This window comes from Bacillus sp. 41-22, from assembly GCF_025809295.1.
GTDB classification, from domain to species: Bacteria; Bacillota; Bacilli; order Bacillales; family Bacillaceae_G; genus Bacillus_A; species Bacillus_A mycoides.
In genome coordinates this window covers 1,729,105-1,750,625 of the sequence record NZ_CP084035.1, presented here as the reverse complement: position 1 = coordinate 1,750,625, position 21,521 = coordinate 1,729,105, and the positions used below count along the sequence as shown (strand labels likewise).

The window sequence follows — 21,521 nt, the reverse complement described above, 5'->3', positions numbered from 1 at the left end:
TGTCCCGTGTTAACTTGCCTCCCTTTTCAATAAAATTTTCCCTATTAAACTAACAAACTCTTAATTAGTCAACAGTAAAAGTATACGTGATACAAATAAACTAATCTACCATTATTTTATTTATAATCAGCATAATACGATATATCTTTTTATTTTGATACAAAATTATATAAGCTCATATAAAAAGTCCATCATCTCTATATAGATGATGGACTTAACAATTAATATTTTTTATTTAGCTAAACGATATTTTGAAACATCGAAACCTTTCCACTCATAATAATCTAAAATCCCAGCATAAACTGCCTCTGCAGCAATTTGTCTTCCTGATTCAGTAGCTAATTTGCCATTATCTATATTATTATCAATAAAGGCAAGCTCTGTTAAAACTGCTGGTACTGTATTTTTATTTACTACATAAAACGAATGATCATCTTTTATATCTCTATCTCTTGTATGTAGTGCCTCTACTACTCGCTTTTGAATTTTTTTCGCTAATACTTCGCTATCCTTTTCAATCTGTGTCTCTTCTCCACGCTTGGATTTTTTATAATAATATGTTTCCGTTCCATAACCATCATGATTTTGAGAAGAGTTTGCATGAATGCTTACAAATATATCTGCATTGTTCTCTTGACCAAATTTCACTCGATTCACAAGAGACTCATTCTTGTTACTTCCTGGATTTCCGTTCTCTTCACGTGTTAACAAAGCTTTTAAAGGTGTATTTTTTTCTAACAATTGCTGTAATCTTAAAGATATATCAAATACAATTTCACTTTCCTCTACACCTTGCCCTGGATTCCCTGGATCAAATCCTCCATGACCAGGATCAATAATAACTACCTTTTCTACTAAAGGGTTACCTATTTTAAGAGAATCTGCCTTTTTAATAAATTGAGCTGCCTCTGCTTTAGTTAGAATTTTTTCAGGCTCCCATTTATCACCAGTACCAACAGAAATCCCTAATTCAACTAGGATGTTAGCTTTTGCTTTCCCCCAGCTTTTTTCTAAATCACTGAATTTAGTTGCTGGAGTACCATTTACTTTAGAATCTAATTTGTAAGCTTCTACAATAAGAGAGGCCATTGAAACCCGGTCAATTTTCCCAGTTGGATCAAATACGCCTGGGCCTTTCCCTTTAACAACACCAGCTTTTTCTACAGCTGCGATGTATGGGGTATACCATCCGTTTTGAGAGTCACTGAAAGATGGTTTAGCATCTTTATCGAATGGTAAGTTTAAGATTTTAGCCATCATTGTAGCTGCTTCTGCACGAGTGATCTCTTTTCCAGGCTCGAACATTCCTTTCTCGTTACCTGTAACTGCGCCTTTTTCTGCTAAGTAGTTAATAGAATCTTCTGCCCAGTGCCCTGCTTGGACATCTGGAAACGTTTTTATTTGTGCGAAACTACTAGATGAATAAGATAATATACTAGCTGCGATTACTGCTGCTGCGATTATTCTATTTTTCATAGAATATATTCCCCTCTCAAGTACAATGTTTTTATATAACAGACTAATTATAATTCTGAAAATTAGTAATAGTCAATTGCATTTTGTATAATTTTGTCTTATTATTGTATTTTTTGGAACAAATAACTATAGTTAAACTATAAGAGACTCATTTCATCCCGCATTAACGGGCAGTAAGACCCCCACCTCAAAATTCAGCGAAAGCAAAGAAGTTAGGTGGGTGATCAACTGCCCGTAAAAGCCCGATTGGTGAGGGCTAATAATCAGTGGGAGATGAAGAACCCCCCACTGATTAAAGTTTCACTTTATAAGAGGAGAGATTCGTATGAGCACGAATTGGAAAAGCGTCGAACACCGCATTTATACAATGTGTATGATTCAACATAATAACGAAGTATTACTAATACAACGGCCGGATCATCTAGGCTTCCCTGGTTACATCGCTCCTGGCGGTAAAGTAGATTTTCCAGAAAGTATCGTTCAAGCTGCTAAACGAGAAGTAAAAGAAGAAACTGGATTACTTGTTTCAAATTTAACTTTTAAGGGATTAGATGAATACGTAAATCCGAAAGAAAATGTTCGATATATGGTATTTAACTATTGGACAGATTCATTTGAAGGTGAACTCCTTTTGAATCCTCCTGAAGGCGAATTATTATGGGTGCCAATTGATACAGCACTCAATCTTCCTATGCAAGATTGGTTTAAAGAGAGATTCCCATTATTTTTTGAAAAAGGTACGTTTGAAATTCAGCGTGTTTGGGACCAAGACTTGGATAAACAAGTTGCTATGACAATTACCCATACGTAAAAAAGCTTGGAATCTCTCCAAGCCTTTCTTACTTTCCCTCTATTTTCTTAATCTCATAATCAATTTCTAAAAAATTAACTCCAAATATCCACATTCTATGATTAGCTTCTAATATTTGATCCTTTCTCTCTTTAATAATAAAAGTCTCTGCTAATGGTAAGCGTATTGTAAAGAAGCGGGTATGTAAGTATATCCCTTCATCTCCCTTACGACGCTCTCTTAGCTTACTTGTAATCATTAACTGGTTCGTATCATTGTACAACTTCAAAATACCAGTCATATTCGAATATGGTAAAGGCAATGCGATATTCATATATGTCTCGTTCTTGTATGCATGCTTTGAATAGAGGGCTACAAAAACAGACTCTCCTGCTTCATTTTTTCTTAGCCAAGCCCTTACATTCTCTCTTCCATCCTTCTCATCTATTATCCCAATGATAGAGCCATGCATCGTTTCCCACTTGCCGCCCATTCCTAAATGTATTTGTCCTACACGCTTACTCATTTTCTCATAACAAAATGCAACCGGGCGGAACCAACGAGTCCATTTAATATGCGATTGTAACTCATACTCTTTTGTATTTTCATAAAAACGAATAATACTTAAAGGAATCTTCGTCATGTCAAATGCCTCACTATGAAAATCATTCATTTTATCAACTAAACCTTTGTATTCCTTGCTATCTATTAAATTTCTGTTATGTAAAAATGCTTCACCAACTGTCGCATTTCCTCTTAACCTGCTCATTGTTTTCCCGTAATATTTATAATTCGGAGTACTCTTTTCAATCATCCAACCAAGAAAAGCTGGTAACGCTACTCCAATTCCATTTACAACACCGTGAATCCAGACCATTTGTGCAATTGTAATCGTCATTACTTGTTTGAAATTTCCGTATGAATATATGAGTGAAAACATTATTGTTACCATAAGTGTACTGGATGAAAGAGTAAGGAGAATCTTTGCACTTATAGCATTGAATTTCGTTCTCCATACGTAAATCCCATATCCATAAATGGCACATAAATATATGAACACTGCAAAAAATTCAAATACCCTCGAATACGTAATTCCTATTGCAACTGTCATTGGAGAAATGACGATGATAAACATAATAGAGTCATATAACTTACTTCCCCGTTCTCTTTTTCTTCCAAGTAAACCAGCTGATAACGGCAATAAAAATGCCGAATAATGAAAGTGTGCCGCTGTAAGTAAAACAATGTCAGAACTAAAGTGCATAATTGAAACCTTTGCTACTGAAGCAAAAAACCAAAAACCACCTAAAAACAAATAAATAAACGCACTATCGATAGCCGTCTCTTCTATCGGTTTCCATCCTCTTTCTAACAATCTACTTACACCAAATAACGCAACGATTCCTGTATATGCAAACCAAAGTAGCGCAAAGAAATAGTGATTTGTTACGAAAGCTAGCATTGCACTGATTGCTGCGATTGGATATAAAAACGATACAAATTTATAAAATAATACATACGATCCATTTCTTTTTTTCTTGTCAATAATACAAAAAGACATCGGTATAAATAACAAAATAGATAATAAAATAATTGCTTCAACTGGGTTTACATTTGACCACTCATATATTAGAAAAATAATATAGCAATCAAGCCCAAATAGTATATTTTTCATAACGTTTATTCCCTTTCCACAAATGTTCCCTTATATGAAAATAACGAACCAATTAACGGATTACGTACTTGTACATGAATTCGAAAACATTGCAGTGCATCATCATAACTTTCAACAATTTTTGCCTCTCCGTATAAAAATCTAGGTAACGGTATTTTTCTTCCAAACATAAAAAACCATTGTTTCTTTGAAGAAATATGCATCCCGCCTTTTTCATCAATATAAAAATTCAATGTAGAAACGAGTAAATGTGGCTCACCAAAATAATCTACAATTTCATTATTCTCTTCATCCAACTGCATAACAGCGTTAAAATATCTTTTCTTATTATGAAAATAAAAAGTACGATTCCACCGTACAAACTCATTTCCATGTTCATCTCGCTCAGCGGTATTATGTATCACAAACGGAACTTTTTGCCCTCGCTCAGAGAAAAACATTCGAAACTTCGATGTAATTTTTAATATTAATTTAACGAAAAAAGATCCTCCATAAATTTCATCCATTTCCCCTTCCCCAATAAAGCTATTTTCCTTTGTTATCGCATATCGTTCCTGCAATTTTGGATGAAGCTTTTTATAAGAATCCCCTAATAATCTTTCATAAATATTAACCATATACTTATCCCTTTCTCGTCCTCTTGCAATTTTTTGCGCTTGGCAAATTAGTGCTATTTATATAACCGACAATCGATAACCCTATTAGAAGAAAATTTAATGTAATCGGATTAAACGGTTGCGTAAAACTAGCGATATTCGTCGATCCTGCCGCTAATGTTAAAACTATCAACAATATAATATGCAATATAAATAGTTTTCGCTTTTGAAGTGGCAATAGCCACATAACACCCCATATTATTTCTAAAAATCCAACTATTTTAAGTATAAAAATACTACTTTCATTCGATCCGATTAGTGCAGAAAGCATCTTTACTTCTTCTGAATGAGTAAACATCAATTTCGGTACAATCCCTTGATATAACCATACGAAAGCAAATAAAAAGCAAACTAGCCAATACGTCATCGTTCTTCTAATTAGCAACTTAGGATGAAGTCCCTTTTCTAACCATAATTTTAAAGCATCAAAACTCCATGCTGTCGCCCAACCTAATAGTGGACGAAAAACATATAAATCTATCACATTTCCTATACGACCAAATCTCGTATCATAATCATATTGCGTTTCAAAATGAATATGTTCTTCATTCGGTGTATACTTCCAATAACCACGCCCTATTTGTATAAGTGATAATTGATTGTCTGTCCAAAATTTTAAAGAGGAAATGCGTTCTCCAGTTTCTTTTCTTATTTCACCTATCGATTCCCCTTCTCCGGCTATTTCAAGTCCAAATCCGATCTTTGTTTTATATAAAAACTTCTGTGGTTCTCCCTCTTTTTTTTCTAAATACGAAATCTCAGTAAAACGAGCATCCCACTCTGTATGTATATCAGGCTCTTGTGTATATGCCCATAGTTTCTCCATTGTTGTGTTCATTTCTGTGGCTACATAAATAGGCTTTTTCTTCCCCATCCTTCCACCTCCCATGCGCTATATTTTCAATGTACATGCAATGAATCGATTTTGCTACATTTTTCACAAACTAATTTAATAAAAAGATAGAATTTCAAAAAAATACAAAAAACACTTGATTCCCTGAAAAATTTAAATTATTATAAAACAAATGTTACCAACAACTTCATAAATCATACACTCTCGCCTAAAACGTGAGATAGAGGTTGCAACGCTTATAAGTATTCTAAAGGAGACACAGAGATGTCTATGATTTTAGAGGAAAGGAAGTGTTGCCGAAATTGATAAATTTCTCTGCATTTATCAATTGGGGCTGTTTTCGAATAGAAACAGAACTGTCATATGTACAGACGTGTACGTATGAAGAGCTATCTACAAAAAAGAGATATCATTTTTATGATATTCCTTTTTTGGCGGTTTTTTTATTAGCTCCGTTTTCTGTTTCCCTTTTCCTGTAACAGCACCATCCTCACTTATTTGAGATGGTGTTTTTTGTTTTTCTCTCTGGTAACTACAGGAATATTGGGATTTGTATATGTCCTAACCTATTCTTAAAAATGGACGAAAGAAGGAATTCGTAATGGAAACGATTGTACAAAAATTTGGCGGTACTTCTGTCGGAAGCGTCGAACGCATTCAACATGTAGCAAATTTAATTATTGAAGAATATGAACGAGGACATAGTATTGTCTCTGTCGTTTCAGCAATGGGAAAAAGTACGGATAAACTTGTAGCACTTGCTAACGCTATTACTGAAAATCCAAGTAAACGTGAAATGGATATGCTCCTATCTACAGGAGAACAAGTAACTATTTCATTATTAACAATAGCACTACAAACAAAAGGTTATAACGCGATTTCATTAACAGGATGGCAAGCTGGTATTACGACAGAATCTGTACATAGTAGTGCACGGATTACTGACATTAACACCACTCGTATTCAGTCTCACCTTACTGAAGGCACGATTGTTATAGTAGCTGGTTTCCAAGGAATAAGTGAAGAAAATGAAATTACCACACTTGGTCGTGGTGGCTCCGATACGACTGCTGTCGCATTAGCTGCTGCATTAAAAGCAAAAAAATGTGATATTTATACGGATGTGACCGGCGTATATACGACTGATCCACGAGTTGTACAAGATGCTTATAAATTAGATGAAATTTCTTATGACGAAATGTTAGAGCTTGCCAACCTCGGTGCTGGCGTATTACACCCACGCGCTGTTGAATTTGCTAAAAATCATAATGTAATTTTAGAAGTTCGCTCAAGTATGGAACAAGAAAACGGAACAATTGTAAGGGGAGAATGTAACATGGAACAACAATCAATCGTTAAAGGTATTGCATTTGAGGATAATATTACACGTGTCACAATTAAAGGATTAGAACAAGGTGCACTTTCAACAGTTTTCTCTACATTAGCAGCAGCACATATTAATGTAGATATTATTATTCAAAGTATTACAAATGAAGGAACTGTTCACCTCTCCTTCTCAATCCATTCTAATGATTTAAGAGAAACATTAGAAGTATTGGAACAAAATCAAGAAGCACTTCACTATGAATCTGTAGAACATGAAAATCATTTAGCAAAAGTATCAATTGTAGGATCTGGTATGGTATCTAACCCAGGAGTTGCTGCGAATATGTTCACTACTTTAAAAGAAGAAGATATTCATATTAAAATGGTAAGTACATCAGAAATTAAAGTATCTGTCGTTATTGACCGTCTTCATTTAGTAACGGGTGTTGAAGCACTTCATCAATCATTTATGGCGAAAATTGAACCTTTAGTGCAAATGATTTAATTTCCACCAGTAAAACTTACAACAAATTATACGAATCTATTTCCTTCCTATATAAATAGAAATAGGGTGGGAATATTTTGCGGGGAAGTCGAAGTTCTTTTATCAAATAGCAACTACAGTATCAAATTCTTGAAACTACTTGAAATGATAGTATTCACGAAATAAAGTTCGCGTATATTTCAATAGTAGAAAGTTTACGAAGTGTTTTTTGTTAATAAGTTGTTATATGACATACCCGAAAACACCTTGTCACATTTTCCTACACTGTGACAAGGTGTTTTTTGTTTAGAAGAGATTCTAGTATAATTATGAGGATAATTAGATAATAAATTTATACATATAAGGAGATAAAGACAATGACAAAAAACAAATTACTAAGAATGGACAATATCAGCATCGTTGTAGAATCTCTTGATAACGCAATCTCTTTCTTCGAGGAGATTGGCTTGAATCTCGAAGGGCGAGCTACTGTTGAAGGTGAATGGGCTGGTCGCGTAACTGGACTCGGTTCTCAGTGCGTAGAGATTGCTATGATGGTTACGCCAGATGGTCACAGCCGAATTGAACTTTCGCGATTTCTCACCCCACCTACTATAGCAGATCACCGGACAGCTCCTGTAAACGCCCTCGGTTATCTGCGCGTCATGTTCACCGTCGAGGACATTGACGAAATGGTATCCAGACTTACTAAGCATGGTGCTCAGCTCGTTGGAGAAGTAGTTCAGTATGAGAACTCGTATCGACTCTGCTACATTCGTGGAACCGAAGGAATTCTAATCGGTTTGGCGGAAGAAATCGGTAACAAATAATTAAGTAATTTTTTATAAAAAATTATTGGCTTTGCCAAACAGAATTTCATTATCAATTAAACCATATTTTTAACCACGTCCTAACTTTAGAACGTGGTTATGCTTGTTTGAGCTTTTAAAAATGTATTTTCATTTTACACATAGATTTCAAGACTCTATCCAAATCGTTCTTTAACATATTATCAACATCCCAAAATCATTATAAAATAATTTAATTATTCATTTTATCCTTTCCTAGGAAATATAACTGACTCTTCTCATTTTATATCTTATCGCTCTTTCCCATGAAAAAACGCTCTATATTCATTCAAAATAACTTTCTTCACATCCGAGTAAAATACCATCATGAATAGTGCAACTCCTAATACAACCACCTGTATTTTTTCGTAATCAATGAATGCAATTATAATTAGCAAACCAAATCCAATGTCAACTACCCCCACTGAGTTGAAACGTTTCAGTGGGGGCTTGAGTTAGAACGCTAGGTCTTCTCGTCTATCGCTAGATAGTTTGACGCTCTAGAATTCATGCCACCTTACAGTAACACCCCAAGTATCTTTTTGGTTGGTACTAGAAACGAACAATCGTTTCCCCACTTGCACCACCCTTTCGAAAAAGAGCAATTCTTCCTTGTGGAAGAAGCCACCACTCAGATGACTCCGGCGTGTGCTACAAGCCCCGACAAGTCGAGTACACATGGATGGTTGACGCACCCACTAAGCTATGCACGAAGCAACAGCCTTACGTTTTTGCACTTCTAATAGAATCGGCGTTTTCACTTTGAGATTGTCATCCAATTCTACAACTCTCGATTTTTCCAATGTATTCAATGCACCATTAATATCAGCATGAATACATTTCCCTGCTTTACTTTGGTACAGACCACGAGTGATCCGTTTGCCACTAAAGCGATAATGCGTCCTATCATCCTTATCCCAAACTGGAACCCTATCTTTATCAAGAAAACTAGCTTTTGAAGTATAGCTTTCTTCTTGTTTTAAAAATCGGATGCCTTCTTTTATACATTTATTCTCAATTGCTGCAATCAGTTTATGAAATGGGATTTGAACAAATTTTTGATTATTCTTTTTTCCCATATCAGATTTTTGTTTCCAACCAGCGTTATACCCTACGACAACAGTATCTATGTTGAATGCTTTCACTTTTTCGAACAACAAGCCTACAGTTTGTGAAATGTAACCATTTATTTGTCTTTCCCGTTTATGCCAAAGTGCAGCCATTTTGTTCGTTACAACTCGTTTAGAAAGTCCATTTTCCATGTTTTTCAGTTGTAGATTACGTATCATTTTATTGAAGTACTGGTTAATGGATTTTAATTTTTTTCCATCAATTAAAAATGCATCACCTGTATTTGTTACGCAACTTAATAATCTGTCTACACCTAAATCGCAACTCAAAGCTTTACTAATAGTCGTGGGTTGTTTCTTCATTTGAGAAACGTGCATTTCATATGTGTAATGCACCTCAAAGAACCGACCTTTTTGCTTCGGTACAATCTCAATGTAGGAGATTTTTTTATTTCTTAAGTTTTTAGGCATACGTATTTTAATGGAACCGAATTTTTTTCTGAATGCAACATTCATCGGAATCATCCAATACCCGTTATTATCAACTTTTGGAACTTGATAGATTTCAATGATTCGTTTGTCAGTGGAACGGGAATAATTCGGAAACTTAGGACGACCTGTGAAGGTTTCAGGTTTTTTCTTCCACTGTTCCATTGCTTTAAAAAAGCTCTTCACTTCTGTAAATAAGGCTCTACGAATCGCTTGAACAGAGTTTGATTGAATACCCCAGTAGTTCATATCGGTTTGCATGGCAGTGTCCACTTCTTTTACAGTAGCCATCTTGTTATTATTCAAATAACTTTGTTTAATCGTGTACAATCCAACATTTCGCAATGCTTTAGAACTATGTGACATGCGTTGCAGTAAGCGAAATTCTTTAGCTGTGAGACAAGCTCGTCCGATATTCTGTTTCTGCGTGAATCGTTGCATGTTTTCTCTTTTTTTTTGTTTACGTAATACTTTCACTGCTCTCTTTTTAGTCATTGTTTTCACCACCTTTCTCAGAGAGTTCATTAAAATTATTTCTTTCCTAAGATAATGTTTTATCTTAGGAAATCTCGTTTCACGAAACGAGAACTAACACTTTTGTAACTGTTAATTACTTTTGACAAATCAATATTTGGAACTAAACGGAACTAAATGTGAACATGGTCTTCATCTTAATTCCTTTTTGCTCAAGTAACCGAATGATTATTATCCAATTTCGTTGTCTTACGATATATTCCCTCCTTATCTACTACAGATTATATCGTAAGACAAAAAGAAACGAATGTTCCCCATCAAAAAATTGTTATGAACGAAACAAAAGAGTTCAGCCTATTGACTGACGGCAATTCATCTCCACCTGAATTGTTGGGTTTCACCCGTAACACAAATCAGATGGAGTCTTCTTGCCGAAAAGGATAAAAGGAGACGAAAAAGAAACCATTAGTAAAACTCACTGTAAACTATTCGTTTACAAAATAAAAAAGAAAGAATAGCTCTATGTTTGAGCTATTCTCTCTCACTTCTATTAAAACAAATGAATGTTTTCTTTCTTGCAAGCTTCACGTAAATCATCAGGCCATACAGAAGATTGAACTTCACCGATATGTGCTTTACGTAAGAAGTACATACACATTCTTGATTGGCCGATACCACCACCAATTGTTAATGGTAGTACGTCTTCTAAAATACCTTTATGGAAATCATACTCACGTTTGAAGTCTTCACCAGTTTTCGTTAATTGCTCATCAAGTGCTTTACTATCAACACGAATTCCCATTGATGATAATTCGAACGAAGCTTGTAGTACTGGGTGCCAGAATAAAATGTCACCGTTTAATTTCCAATCATCATAATCGGACGCGCGTCCATCGTGCTTTTCACCTGAACGGAGTGCATCACCAATTCCAATAATAAAGACTGCACCGTGTTCTTTCGCAATTGCATGTTCACGATCTTTCGGTGTTAATTCTGGATATTTATCTTCCAGTTCTTGAGAAGTAATGAAAACAATTTCTTCTGGTAAATACTTTCCAAGGAACGGATACTTTTCAAATAAGTGATCTTCCAATTCTTTGAATATTCCATAAATTGTTTGTACTGTTTTTTGTAAGTAATCGATAGTACGCCATTCTTTTTGAACGATTTTTTCCCAATCCCATTGGTCAACATAAATGGAATGCGTTGCATCAAGTTCTTCATCACGACGAATCGCGTTCATGTTTGTATATAAACCTTCACCAGCTTCATATCCGTATTCATGTAATGCGAATCTTTTCCACTTCGCTAGTGAATGTACAATTTCTAATTCTTCTCCTGAATGTAACATATCAAATTCAATTGGACGTTCTACACCGTTTAAGTGATCGTTTAATCCTGATTTCTTCGTTACGAATAATGGTGCAGATACGCGGAATAGTTCAAGGCGCTTTGCTAATTGATCCTCGAAAAATGTTTTAACTTCCTTAATTGCGATTTGAGTCTCTCTTACTGTCATTAATGATTGATACATGGTGGTTTCCTCCTAAAATGTTTGGATGTTGTGAAAAGAAGCCAACAAAAAAAGCCCTTCTTTCCCAAAAAACTGGGACGAAAGACTTTGGTTCCGCGGTACCACCCAAATTAGCAACAGAGGTTGCTCACTTATACAGTACGGAGATTAAAAAATCTCGATACTGTTCTTCTTGTAACGGCGAAGTTCCCGGCTAAGTCTACTTTCCTATAAAGGATTTCGGTTAGCGACTCCAGGAGGTTCTTCATAATAGGCTTCGTATCAGGCTCACACCGCCCCTGACTCGCTTAAACTACATCCTACTACTACTCGTCCTTTCATAGTCGTTTTATTGTCACATCTCTGAAACATTTTATTAATGATTATTCTATACAAAAAATCGATAAAGTCAACAAAAAGTTTCAAAAAAATTTTCAATTCTTTATTTTATGCCTTTACCGATTGTTCTTAATATAACATTTTTATTTCCTTTGTCTCTTCAATCCAAAAAACATTTCACTAATTGAAACTAACATATATACAACAACTAGTGTGATTGTTCGAAATATAGAATCCGCAGTATTTCTTATTATTTTCATTTTCTTTATAATTCCTTTCAGTTTACTCGCAATTTCATGATATACTATAGCATTCAAGCAGTTTGTTTTTATTTAAAGCAAGCATAGTCATTTATCGATAGTATTTTTCTAAAACATTGGCTATTATCAAATCAGATTTTTTATATAACGGAGTGATCATATGAGTAAAACGAAAGCAAAACCGAAAAAAGGTGTAGGACAAGGTACAGGAAGTAAAGGATGGAACCGTTGGCAATCAAGTGCGAAAAAGAAAGCTGCAAAACCATACAAAAGTAAAGGTACAAAGAAATAAAATAAATAGTGGGAGACGAACAACTCCCACTATTTAAAGTTTCACTTTATCTCTTTACTTTGTACAAAACAAAATATAATTATTACAACAAAAAAGCTATGCTTTCATCTCTATGAAAGCATAGCTTTTTCCATATTAAATCATAAGAATATCGCGGATTTCTTCCTCCGTAATAGAAGATAACTTCTCTTCTCCCGGTTCGATAATTTCAGCGATTAAATTTTTCTTACTCTCTTGTAACTCGTGCATTTTTTCTTCAATTGTTCCATGTGCTACTAACTTAATCACTTGCACTGTATTTTTTTGTCCCATTCGATACGCTCTATCCGCAGCTTGTTGTTCAACAGCTGGATTCCACCACAAGTCGTACAATATAACTGTATCTGCACCTGTTAAATTTAGTCCTGTGCCACCAGCTTTTAACGAAATAAGAAATAGATCCCCTTCTCCTTCGTTAAACCGATTGCATAGCTCTACACGTTCTTGCGCTGGTGTACTCCCGTCTAAATAAAAGTATGGAACTGCTTGACGATTTAATTCACGTCCGATTATCGAAAGCATCTTCGTAAATTGGGAAAAGATAAGAATTCTCTTCCCTGTACTTCTGCATTCCTCCAAAATTTCTAGCAGCTGATCAAATTTAGCTGAACTACCTTTATAGTCATCAACAAACAAAGCAGGATGACAACAAATTTGCCGTAGTCTCGTTAAACCAGCTAAAACCCGAATTTTATTTTTACGTAACGTATCTTTATCCAAATGTTTTAACGTTTCTTCTCTTAACTTTGCTAAATAAGCTGCGTAAATCCTCTTTTGATCTGGTAAAAGTTCTGATGATTGTAAGTGCTCAATTTTTTCTGGGAGTTCGTGTAATACATCACCCTTTAACCTTCTTAACACGAATGGTTTTACCCGCTTCGCAATATCTTCTCGTCTTAAATCACCGAACTCTTTTCTTCCCGGTAATAATTCTGGGAAGACAACGTGGAAGATAGACCATAGCTCTTCTAATGAATTTTCTACAGGTGTTCCTGTTAATCCAAAACGGTACTCCGCCTGCACTGTTTTTACCGCTCTTGCAGTTTGCGTCGTATGATTTTTAAATGCTTGTGCTTCATCAAGAAATAGCGTATGAAATGGCTGCGCATATAACCTTATATCTCTTCTCAGTAAAGGATATGACGTAATTACTACATCAAATTTCGTTATATCTTTTAAAATTTTTCGGCGCTCTGCTTGATTTCCATCGGCAATAACTGCTCTAATATGTGGAGCGAATTTTTTTAACTCGCTAAGCCAGTTGTAAACGAGGGACGACGGAGAAACAACTAATATAGGCAGTTTCTTCTCTCGAATTTCCGGCAAAACAGAGTCTATAAAAGCAATACTTTGCAACGTTTTCCCCAGTCCCATATCATCAGCTAAAATGCCGCCAAAACGATAATAGGCAAGTGTTTTCATCCACTGGAATCCGTATGTTTGATACTCTCTCATTATCGCATCTAAGCCACTTGGCACCGCAAACTTCAGCTTTTTAGGATTTTGAATGTTCTCTACCAATTCTTGAACAGACTCATCTAAACTTAATACGTTTCCTTCTTGCAGTGAATTCATCCATTTCACACTACGAATAAGAGGGACATCTATTTCTTCGCCCTTTAAAAATTCTTTTCGAATACTAGATTCTTTTATAAACTGATTAATATCATTAAACTCTTTACTCTCAAGTGATAGTAGAGCACCACTTGCTAAACGATAATATTTTCGTTTCTCCTCAAGAGCGACTAATACCCCTTTAATTTCTGCCTCTGGAATACCTTTTATATCAAAGCGGAATGATAACCAATCAATTCTCTCTTTCCTTCTAACTCTTATAAGAGGAGCTGTGTCTCCCTTATGAATTCGTAATTTGATGGCTGACGTCGCATAAATATCAACTAAACCTTTTAACGTTGGAACAGCATGATATAAAAAGTTATACTCAGCTTCTTCATTATGCATAAAATAACCGCCTTCCGTTTTCGCAAAGGCACTTTCACTCATAATGTCTAAAATCTCTTTTTCCTTTTTCTCATCACGATTAAAAACAGATGGCTGCCCATCCTCTTCTAACGGATTAATCACGACGTTTCCATAATGAAATTCGAGACCTGCTAACAAACGATTTTTCACTCGATCTAAATACAATTTTGCTTTTAGCGAAGGCGTTTCCACACAATCTGCTACTACCTCATCTATTCGCACAGTTCCTAGCTTCATTAACCCTGGTACAACTTTTGCTACAAAGTGCTCCATCTTATCTGCTGGAATATACAATTGGTTACTACTAGAACGATTCATCATTTTTTGTAATTCGATAAGCCGCTTACAATCCTCAGCGTTCAACTGATACAGTTTCCCTCCAAATAGAGCATAACTATACGTATCCATTACTTCTACTTGTTGTAAGCCGTCAATATAAAGTGTAAACCCACCGTTACTCCCTTTATTAAACTCAAAATGTAAAGGAAGTAGCCCTTTTGAAATTTGTAAACCGTGAAAAGATTTTCCATCTTGATTAAGTCCCACAAACTCAACTTTAGAAAGTAAAGAAAGCATATCCTTCCATGAAGCTGGCGGTATTAAAATCATACTATCATCTTGTTTTGCATGTACTTCCAGTGTATCCTCATACATTTTTTCATTATGATAAATTTTAATGAGCTGCTGAATAATCGCATCCGTTTCTTGCCTGAAGCTATGTACATCTGGTGTGTATGTAAATTCATTGGAACAATGAAAAGTCTCTCTTTTCTCCACGTTAGAAAGAAATTCTCTAATATGATTTATAAAGTATGTTTTCGCAAGTTTTAACTGAATTCCAAGAAGGGCCCCACCGCTTTTCGTCGCTACTGGTGAACATATAAACGCAACATCTAATATTTCACGTGTATCAAAACGGTGTTGTTTACTTTTTGGCCGCAGTGGTTTGTCTGCAAACAACTGAAACATCCCGCTCGTTAATTGATCATTTCCGCTCATATTTTCGGACATGCCGCCCGTTTGCTGGTTATAATTTATTTGTATTAGTACGGCTGCAACATGTTGACAGTACGTTTGAAAAGACGCTAATGAAGGACAACTACATTTCGCAACAACATCACCTTTTTTAGCTTTTTCTACTGTAACATGAAAATCTTCATTCCCTTTTACCGTTGCCTCGCAAATTTCTTTATTTTCATCATAATGATTTATTATTACTTTATTTGATTTATAATAAGCTTCACCTCTTTTATATGAGGTCTCTCCGCATACTTCTTTAATAATCGATTTATTTAATGTAAAACTCATTTTTTGACACTTCCTTAATTTAAAACCAGTTTCTCTTAACTAACATTTTACATGCTCTACGAGAAAATATAAAATGTAGATTTAATAAAAAAAGATGCTCATTTATAAGCACCTTTTTTCACGCTATCTCCATCAACCGTTTCGCCTCAAAATACAACACTTGAATAAACTTTTTCGTATTAATTCGCGTATGTCCAGAAGTTGCTACTTCTTCTTTTGTCATTTCTGTCATCCGTTTTCTAACTACAGTGAAATCAAAAAATTTCGGAGCATAGCTTTCAAATTTCGGATTTGAAAAGTCTGTTAATCCAAGGGAAGCTAAGTGATTTAACGATTGATAAATCGCTCTACGTACCCTTTGTTCAGATGCTTTTCTCTCCTTATCTATATCTGCATCTGAAGCTATATTCTCTAATTTTCTTATAGTTATATGGTGAAAGATATCTTTTAGCGCAGGAAATCCAAATTCAAACGTTTGCTCTTTTTCTTGTCCATATAAATATTCCAACATACTAAGTAAATCTTTACTTCCATTCTCTCCCGCAATACCGAGTTCTGATAATAAATAGCGCCCTGAATCTGCTATTCTTTTTCCTTCCTGCATTGGCTCATTTCGAACTTGCGGCTGTTCCCACTTAAAAACGTTATTCAATGATTTTTGAATATCATGTATAGAGCGCTCTAAACGAATACGTTCCATTACTTTACGTACAACAGATACAACCTCAATTTTATTTAATGGTTTCGTAATATAATATTCAACACCAAGTGTATACGCCTCACCAATAAGCTGTTTCGATTCAACTTGAGAAATCATAATGATTTTCCCTGTAAAAGAGGATGCAATATGGCGAACTGTTTCAATCCCATCTCGCATTGGCATTAATAAATCAATAAATAAAATATCTACTTTTTTAAAATTTAATTGATCCGCTTCAATAAAAGCTCCATCTTCCGACTCTCCAATTACTTCCCCAAGATCGCCATCTTCAATAATTTGTGAAAGCATGGAGCGGAAAACTTCATCATCATCTACGATATAATAAAACAACTTTATTCTCCTTCCCGCTTTAAACTGCACTCCGGTAAACAAACGATAAACTTACACCCTCCGCCAGTTTCTCGGTCTTCTAATCTCACTTCTCCACCTAGCTCTGTTACCATTTCGTTTATGTAAGAAAGTCCAATACCTGTTGAAGGTGTTCCCGCTTGATCATACTTTGAAGTAAATCCTGGCTTAAATACTAATTTCTTATACTTCTGTGCAATACCAGGACCATCGTCAATTACTTCAAAGAATATATGTTTATCTCGTTTATATAGCTTAATAATAATGAGACCTCTACCCTCAATTGCTTCAACTGCATTTGCAACTAAGTTATTAAAAATGGATAAGACCGTGTACACATGATATTCTGCATGCTCACCTTCTATATGTTCCGAAAAACGTATATCTTTTTCTAACATTTCAGCATATTTCTCATTAATTCTTACAATCATTTCCGCTAATTCATGTCCTTCTACATACTCAGCCACATTTTTATCTAATAACAGTTTAGATAGTCCTGCAAAAATTCTTTGATTATCCTTTTTGATTTCGTGCACTTCTCCTGCTATTTTTAATGCTGTTTTGCTATTTAAATCATCGTTCGCTTGTAAGTTTCGATATAGTTGATATGCTTCTTGTGTAATTAACTCAGCATTTTGTAACGTTTTTTTCAAATGGACAGATTCCACATATAAATTAGAGAGGTACATTAACATATTTTCATTTTCTTTTCGAACTTGTGATTCTTTTAACTTCGTTTCATATAAGTTCATCATATTTAAAAAACCAAGTGCAAAGAAACTACGGAAAATAGCAATAATAATTAGTTTATTCACTTCAGAAACTGTTATCGTTGTCCCCAGCACTAACATATGATAAAACGCAAGTTCAGACATACTTGCGATAATTTCAATTGTAATTCCAAGACATCCTATCACAATTGGCTTCTGATGAAACTTATTCACCCTACAAAGCGAAAAAAGACTTCCATAAATAAAATAATAAAAGAACACAGGATAACGCAAATAAAATGATTCTGTCATATGGAATGAACCTTGCAATACCCAGTCAAGACATACACGAAATAAGACTACAGATATACCTACAAGAATACCTGCAGCTGCTGCTGGCACTCTTCTTAAAAATAGTAATAAAAAGAAGAAAAGCGGTGTCCCGAAACTAACACGAAACATATCATTAAAAGGATGAAAATTCAGCTCTCCAGCAATCGGAACAACAACCATTAATATAATTAAAAGATACATATCTTTCTTCCATAATTGATTCCAATTCAAAGGTGCCACTTCCTATGCTTTTTTCAATTGTAAAAGTGAAAGCCCGCTTATAATTATAAACGGGCTTTATTTCTATATTCTAACCTTTTCTACCGCTTTTATTTGGCGATACTCCGGTTCCCATATTGCTTCTTTTACGGCAATCTTAATATCGTCATCACTTAAGTTCTCTCTAGCAACACCTTCTGCAACTGCAACTTTCGCTACTTCAATCGCAACCAGTTCAGAGATATTACGTAACTCTTCAACTTCTGGCAAAATAGGCGCTCCTGGCTGACTTGTATCTACCATACTTGCAACTGCTTCTGCTGCTGCTGCGAACATTCCATCCGTCATGACGCTTGCACGAACAACAATTGTACCAAGACCTAGTCCTGGGAAAATAAGTGCGTTATTTGACTGTCCAATCACATACGTTACACCGTTATATGTAACCGGTTCAAACGGACTTCCTGTTGCAACTAATGCTTTTCCTTCTGTCCACTCGATTAAATCTGCTGGTTTCGCTTCAGCAAGTGGCGTTGGATTCGACATTGGTAAAATGATTGGTCTTTCTACGTGAGAAGCCATTTCTTTAATAATTTCCTCTTTAAATGCGCCTGCAACAGTAGATGTACCAATTAAAATTGTCGGTTTTACATGTTTCACAACTTCAGCAAGTCCGATAGCATCATTTTGTTTCCAATCACTTACTTCAGCTTCTTTTCTTGCATATGGAATTTGGAAATCAAGAAGATCTTCCATATTATCTGTAACCAACCCATTACGGTCAATACACCAGAAACGATTATGTGATTCTTCGTCTGATAAGCCGACACGAACCATTGCATCTCTTACTTGATCTGCGATACCGATTCCAGCCGTACCAGCACCAAACACAACTACACGGTGTTCACTTAACGGTACACCAGAAGCTTTTACTGCCGATAATACAGCAGCAAGTGAAACTGCCCCTGTACCTTGAATATCATCATTAAATGTACAAACGTCATGACGATATTTATCTAAAATTTTTCGTGCATTTCGAGAACTGAAGTCTTCCCAATGTAGAAGTGCTTTCGGGAATTGTTTATTTACCGCTTGAACAAACGTATCAATAAATTCATCGTAAGCTTCACCTGTTATACGAGGGTGACGATTTCCAATATAAAATGGATTGTTTAATAATTCCTCACGATTTGTACCTACATCTAAAATTACCGGTAATACACGGCTAGGATCGATTCCAACTGCGGCCGTATATACAGCCAATTTCCCGATTGCGATGTTAATTCCACCAACACCCCAATCACCAATTCCTAATATACCTTCTCCATCCGTTACAACGACTAAATCAATGTTTTCAGCTGTTGCACCGATATTTGCAAATGCATCTTCAATACCTGATGGATCGTTAATTGATAAATAAATGCCACGTGGTTTACGGTATTCATGACTATATCTTTGAATTGCTACACCTACAGTTGGTGTATATACAATCGGTAACATTTCACGTAAATGCTCTGTTAAAATACGATAAAATAACACTTCATTTCGATCATGTAACGCTGTTAAGTATACATTCTTTAATAAATCATCCGGCTGAGAACTAAATTGTTCATACGCTCGGCGTGCTTGTTCTTCTAACGTTAAAACCGCTGGCGGTAATAACCCTTTTAAACCTAACTCTTCTCTTTCCTCTTGTGTGAAAGCTACCCCTTTATTTAAAAGTGGTGTTGATAATACTTCTGCTCCTCTTAATGTTGTTTCTAATGCACCATTAGAAGCCACTGTAAACTTACTCATAACATCCCTACCTCTATTCATATATAGCATTTCTATATTGTAAACAAAAAAGAGGGGATTGTCCCCCTCTTCTTTTAATTTTTCTTTAAAAGAGTTGCTCCTGCAATCCCTGGGTGTGTCATTTCGAATGGATCTAGAATTAACTCTAATTCTTCTTGTGACAATACACCATTTTTCACACATAGTTCTCGAACGGATTGCCCTGTCGCAATTGCTTCTTTCGCAACGCGAGCTGCTGCTTCATAGCCGATATGAGGGTTCACGGCTGTAATAATTCCTACACTCTTCTCAACGTACTCTTTTAAGCGATCTTCATTCGCTTCAATTCCTTTTAAGCAATTATCTGTAAAGGCACGGAAACCGTTATTCATAATGCTAATAGATTGAAGTAAGTTGAAAACAAGTACTGGTTCCATAACATTTAATTCTAATTGTCCTGCTTCTGAAGCAAGGCAAATTGTATGGTCGTTACCAATTACTTGGAACGCAATTTGATTAATTACTTCTGGCATAACAGGGTTTACTTTCCCTGGCATAATAGATGAACCTGGTTGACGAGCTGGTAGCATAATTTCCGCTAATCCAACGCGTGGACCTGATGCCATTAGACGAAGGTCGTTCGCAATTTTAGACATGTTCATCATACATACTTTAAGTGCTGCAGATACTTCAGTGTACGCATCCGTATTTTGAGTTGCATCTACTAAATCTTCTGCACCAACAAGTGGTAGTTCACTAATTGTAGCTAAATGTTTTACAACTGCTTCAATATATTCTGGATCTGCATTTAAGCCTGTACCAACTGCAGTTGCTCCCATATTTACTTCATATAAATGTTGACGTGATTGCTTGATACGTTTCATGTCACGTTCAAGTACGCGGGAGTATGCTTTAAATTCTTGTCCAAGACGAATTGGCACAGCATCTTGTAAATGTGTACGACCCATTTTAATAACATGATCGAACTGTTCTGCTTTTAATTCAAATACATCATGCATATAACCCATTGTTTGTAATAAGCCTTCTAATGCATTTAATGTTGCAATATGAATCGCTGTTGGGAATGCATCGTTTGTTGATTGTGCCATATTTACATGACTGTTTGGACTAATATAATCATAGTCTCCCTTTTCCATTCCTAATAATTCAAGGGCACGATTGGCAATGACTTCATTTGCGTTCATATTCATTGAAGTTCCTGCACCACCTTGAATTGGATCAACGATGAAATGATCATGCCATTTCCCCTCAAGGATTTCTTGTGATGCTTCTGCGATAGCACCACCCTTTTTCAATTCCAATCTTCCTACATCTGCATTAGCAAGTGCTGCCGCTTTTTTTACAATTGCTAACGCTTTAATTAAACCTTCATGGACTTTGTATCCTGTAATCGGGAAATTCTCCACTGCACGCATTGTTTGTACACCGTAGTACGCGTAATTTGGTACTTCTTTTTCACCTAAAAAATCTTTTTCAATTCGTACTCCATTTTTAACTTCAGTTAATGTTGCCATGATT

Annotated in this window: 15 protein-coding genes, 1 riboswitch and 1 other annotated feature; of the genes, 4 read left to right on the top strand and 11 right to left on the bottom strand. The window is 35.5% G+C overall.

Annotation, left to right across the window (positions count from 1 at the left end; translation table 11 throughout):
* Positions 1-231: 231 nt before the first annotated feature.
* Positions 232-1,476 (bottom strand): N-acetylmuramoyl-L-alanine amidase, encoded by a 1,245-nt coding sequence (locus LCF45_RS09000; RefSeq protein ID WP_003188627.1) that lies wholly within the window; start codon positions 1,474-1,476, stop codon positions 232-234.
* A gap of 325 nt (positions 1,477-1,801) precedes the next feature.
* Between LCF45_RS09000 and LCF45_RS08995 the strand changes: the two genes are divergently transcribed.
* A complete protein-coding gene (locus tag LCF45_RS08995; RefSeq protein ID WP_002135545.1) occupies positions 1,802-2,287 on the top strand; it encodes an 8-oxo-dGTP diphosphatase in 486 nt (161 codons plus the stop codon).
* Between the two features lie 28 nt (positions 2,288-2,315).
* Here LCF45_RS08995 and LCF45_RS08990 read toward each other — a convergent pair whose 3' ends face one another.
* The 3 genes from LCF45_RS08990 to LCF45_RS08980 are packed head-to-tail and all read right to left on the bottom strand — an operon-like array spanning position 2,316 to position 5,471.
* Positions 2,316-3,941 (bottom strand): YndJ family protein, encoded by a 1,626-nt coding sequence (locus LCF45_RS08990; protein WP_263894748.1) that lies wholly within the window; start codon positions 3,939-3,941, stop codon positions 2,316-2,318.
* A gap of 5 nt (positions 3,942-3,946) precedes the next feature.
* The gene (locus LCF45_RS08985) at positions 3,947-4,558 is read right to left on the bottom strand and encodes a DUF4166 domain-containing protein (protein WP_002186178.1); all 612 of its coding nucleotides are present in this window, start codon (positions 4,556-4,558) and stop codon (positions 3,947-3,949) included.
* Between the two features lie 4 nt (positions 4,559-4,562).
* The gene (locus tag LCF45_RS08980; RefSeq protein WP_002126739.1) at positions 4,563-5,471 is read right to left on the bottom strand and encodes a DoxX-like family protein; all 909 of its coding nucleotides are present in this window, start codon (positions 5,469-5,471) and stop codon (positions 4,563-4,565) included.
* Positions 5,472-5,663: 192 nt separating this feature from the next.
* A riboswitch (Lysine riboswitch) is annotated at positions 5,664-5,850 on the top strand.
* 201 nt (positions 5,851-6,051) lie between these two features.
* Between LCF45_RS08980 and LCF45_RS08975 the strand changes: the two genes are divergently transcribed.
* Together LCF45_RS08975 and LCF45_RS08970 are read left to right on the top strand one after the other, a co-directional pair.
* On the top strand, positions 6,052-7,281 hold the full coding sequence (locus LCF45_RS08975; RefSeq protein WP_002031134.1) for an aspartate kinase: 1,230 nt from the start codon (positions 6,052-6,054) through the stop codon (positions 7,279-7,281).
* A gap of 356 nt (positions 7,282-7,637) precedes the next feature.
* Positions 7,638-8,090 carry a VOC family protein gene (locus LCF45_RS08970; RefSeq protein WP_002126736.1) on the top strand — a complete coding sequence of 151 codons (453 nt, stop codon included), beginning with the start codon at positions 7,638-7,640 and terminating at the stop codon, positions 8,088-8,090.
* A 716-nt stretch (positions 8,091-8,806) separates the two neighbouring features.
* Here the strand turns inward: LCF45_RS08970 and LCF45_RS08965 are convergent.
* Positions 8,807-10,162 carry an RNA-guided endonuclease TnpB family protein gene (locus tag LCF45_RS08965; RefSeq protein ID WP_041868014.1) on the bottom strand — a complete coding sequence of 452 codons (1,356 nt, stop codon included), beginning with the start codon at positions 10,160-10,162 and terminating at the stop codon, positions 8,807-8,809.
* A 529-nt stretch (positions 10,163-10,691) separates the two neighbouring features.
* On the bottom strand, positions 10,692-11,675 hold the full coding sequence (asnA, locus tag LCF45_RS08960) for an aspartate--ammonia ligase (RefSeq protein WP_002126735.1): 984 nt from the start codon (positions 11,673-11,675) through the stop codon (positions 10,692-10,694).
* Between the two features lie 70 nt (positions 11,676-11,745).
* Positions 11,746-12,005 (bottom strand) — a binding site (T-box leader).
* A 408-nt stretch (positions 12,006-12,413) separates the two neighbouring features.
* Here asnA and LCF45_RS08955 point away from each other — a divergent pair.
* Positions 12,414-12,545, top strand: a complete 132-nt coding sequence (locus LCF45_RS08955) for a DUF3934 family protein (protein WP_000047589.1) — start codon at positions 12,414-12,416, stop codon at positions 12,543-12,545.
* Between the two features lie 135 nt (positions 12,546-12,680).
* Here LCF45_RS08955 and LCF45_RS08950 read toward each other — a convergent pair whose 3' ends face one another.
* From LCF45_RS08950 to aspA, 5 genes are all read right to left on the bottom strand, one after another.
* The gene (locus LCF45_RS08950; RefSeq protein WP_078203063.1) at positions 12,681-15,875 is read right to left on the bottom strand and encodes a DEAD/DEAH box helicase; all 3,195 of its coding nucleotides are present in this window, start codon (positions 15,873-15,875) and stop codon (positions 12,681-12,683) included.
* A 118-nt stretch (positions 15,876-15,993) separates the two neighbouring features.
* Positions 15,994-16,926: a response regulator gene (locus LCF45_RS08945; RefSeq protein WP_078203062.1), complete on the bottom strand. Its 933-nt coding sequence runs from the start codon at positions 16,924-16,926 to the stop codon at positions 15,994-15,996.
* Positions 16,927-16,928: 2 nt separating this feature from the next.
* The gene (locus LCF45_RS08940; protein ID WP_002012226.1) at positions 16,929-18,227 is read right to left on the bottom strand and encodes a sensor histidine kinase; all 1,299 of its coding nucleotides are present in this window, start codon (positions 18,225-18,227) and stop codon (positions 16,929-16,931) included.
* Between the two features lie 63 nt (positions 18,228-18,290).
* Positions 18,291-20,003: an oxaloacetate-decarboxylating malate dehydrogenase gene (gene malS / locus LCF45_RS08935; RefSeq protein WP_002012227.1), complete on the bottom strand. Its 1,713-nt coding sequence runs from the start codon at positions 20,001-20,003 to the stop codon at positions 18,291-18,293.
* 74 nt (positions 20,004-20,077) lie between these two features.
* Entirely contained in the window at positions 20,078-21,517 is a 1,440-nt protein-coding gene (aspA, locus tag LCF45_RS08930; RefSeq protein ID WP_002012229.1) for an aspartate ammonia-lyase, read from the bottom strand.
* Positions 21,518-21,521 lie beyond the last annotated feature (4 nt).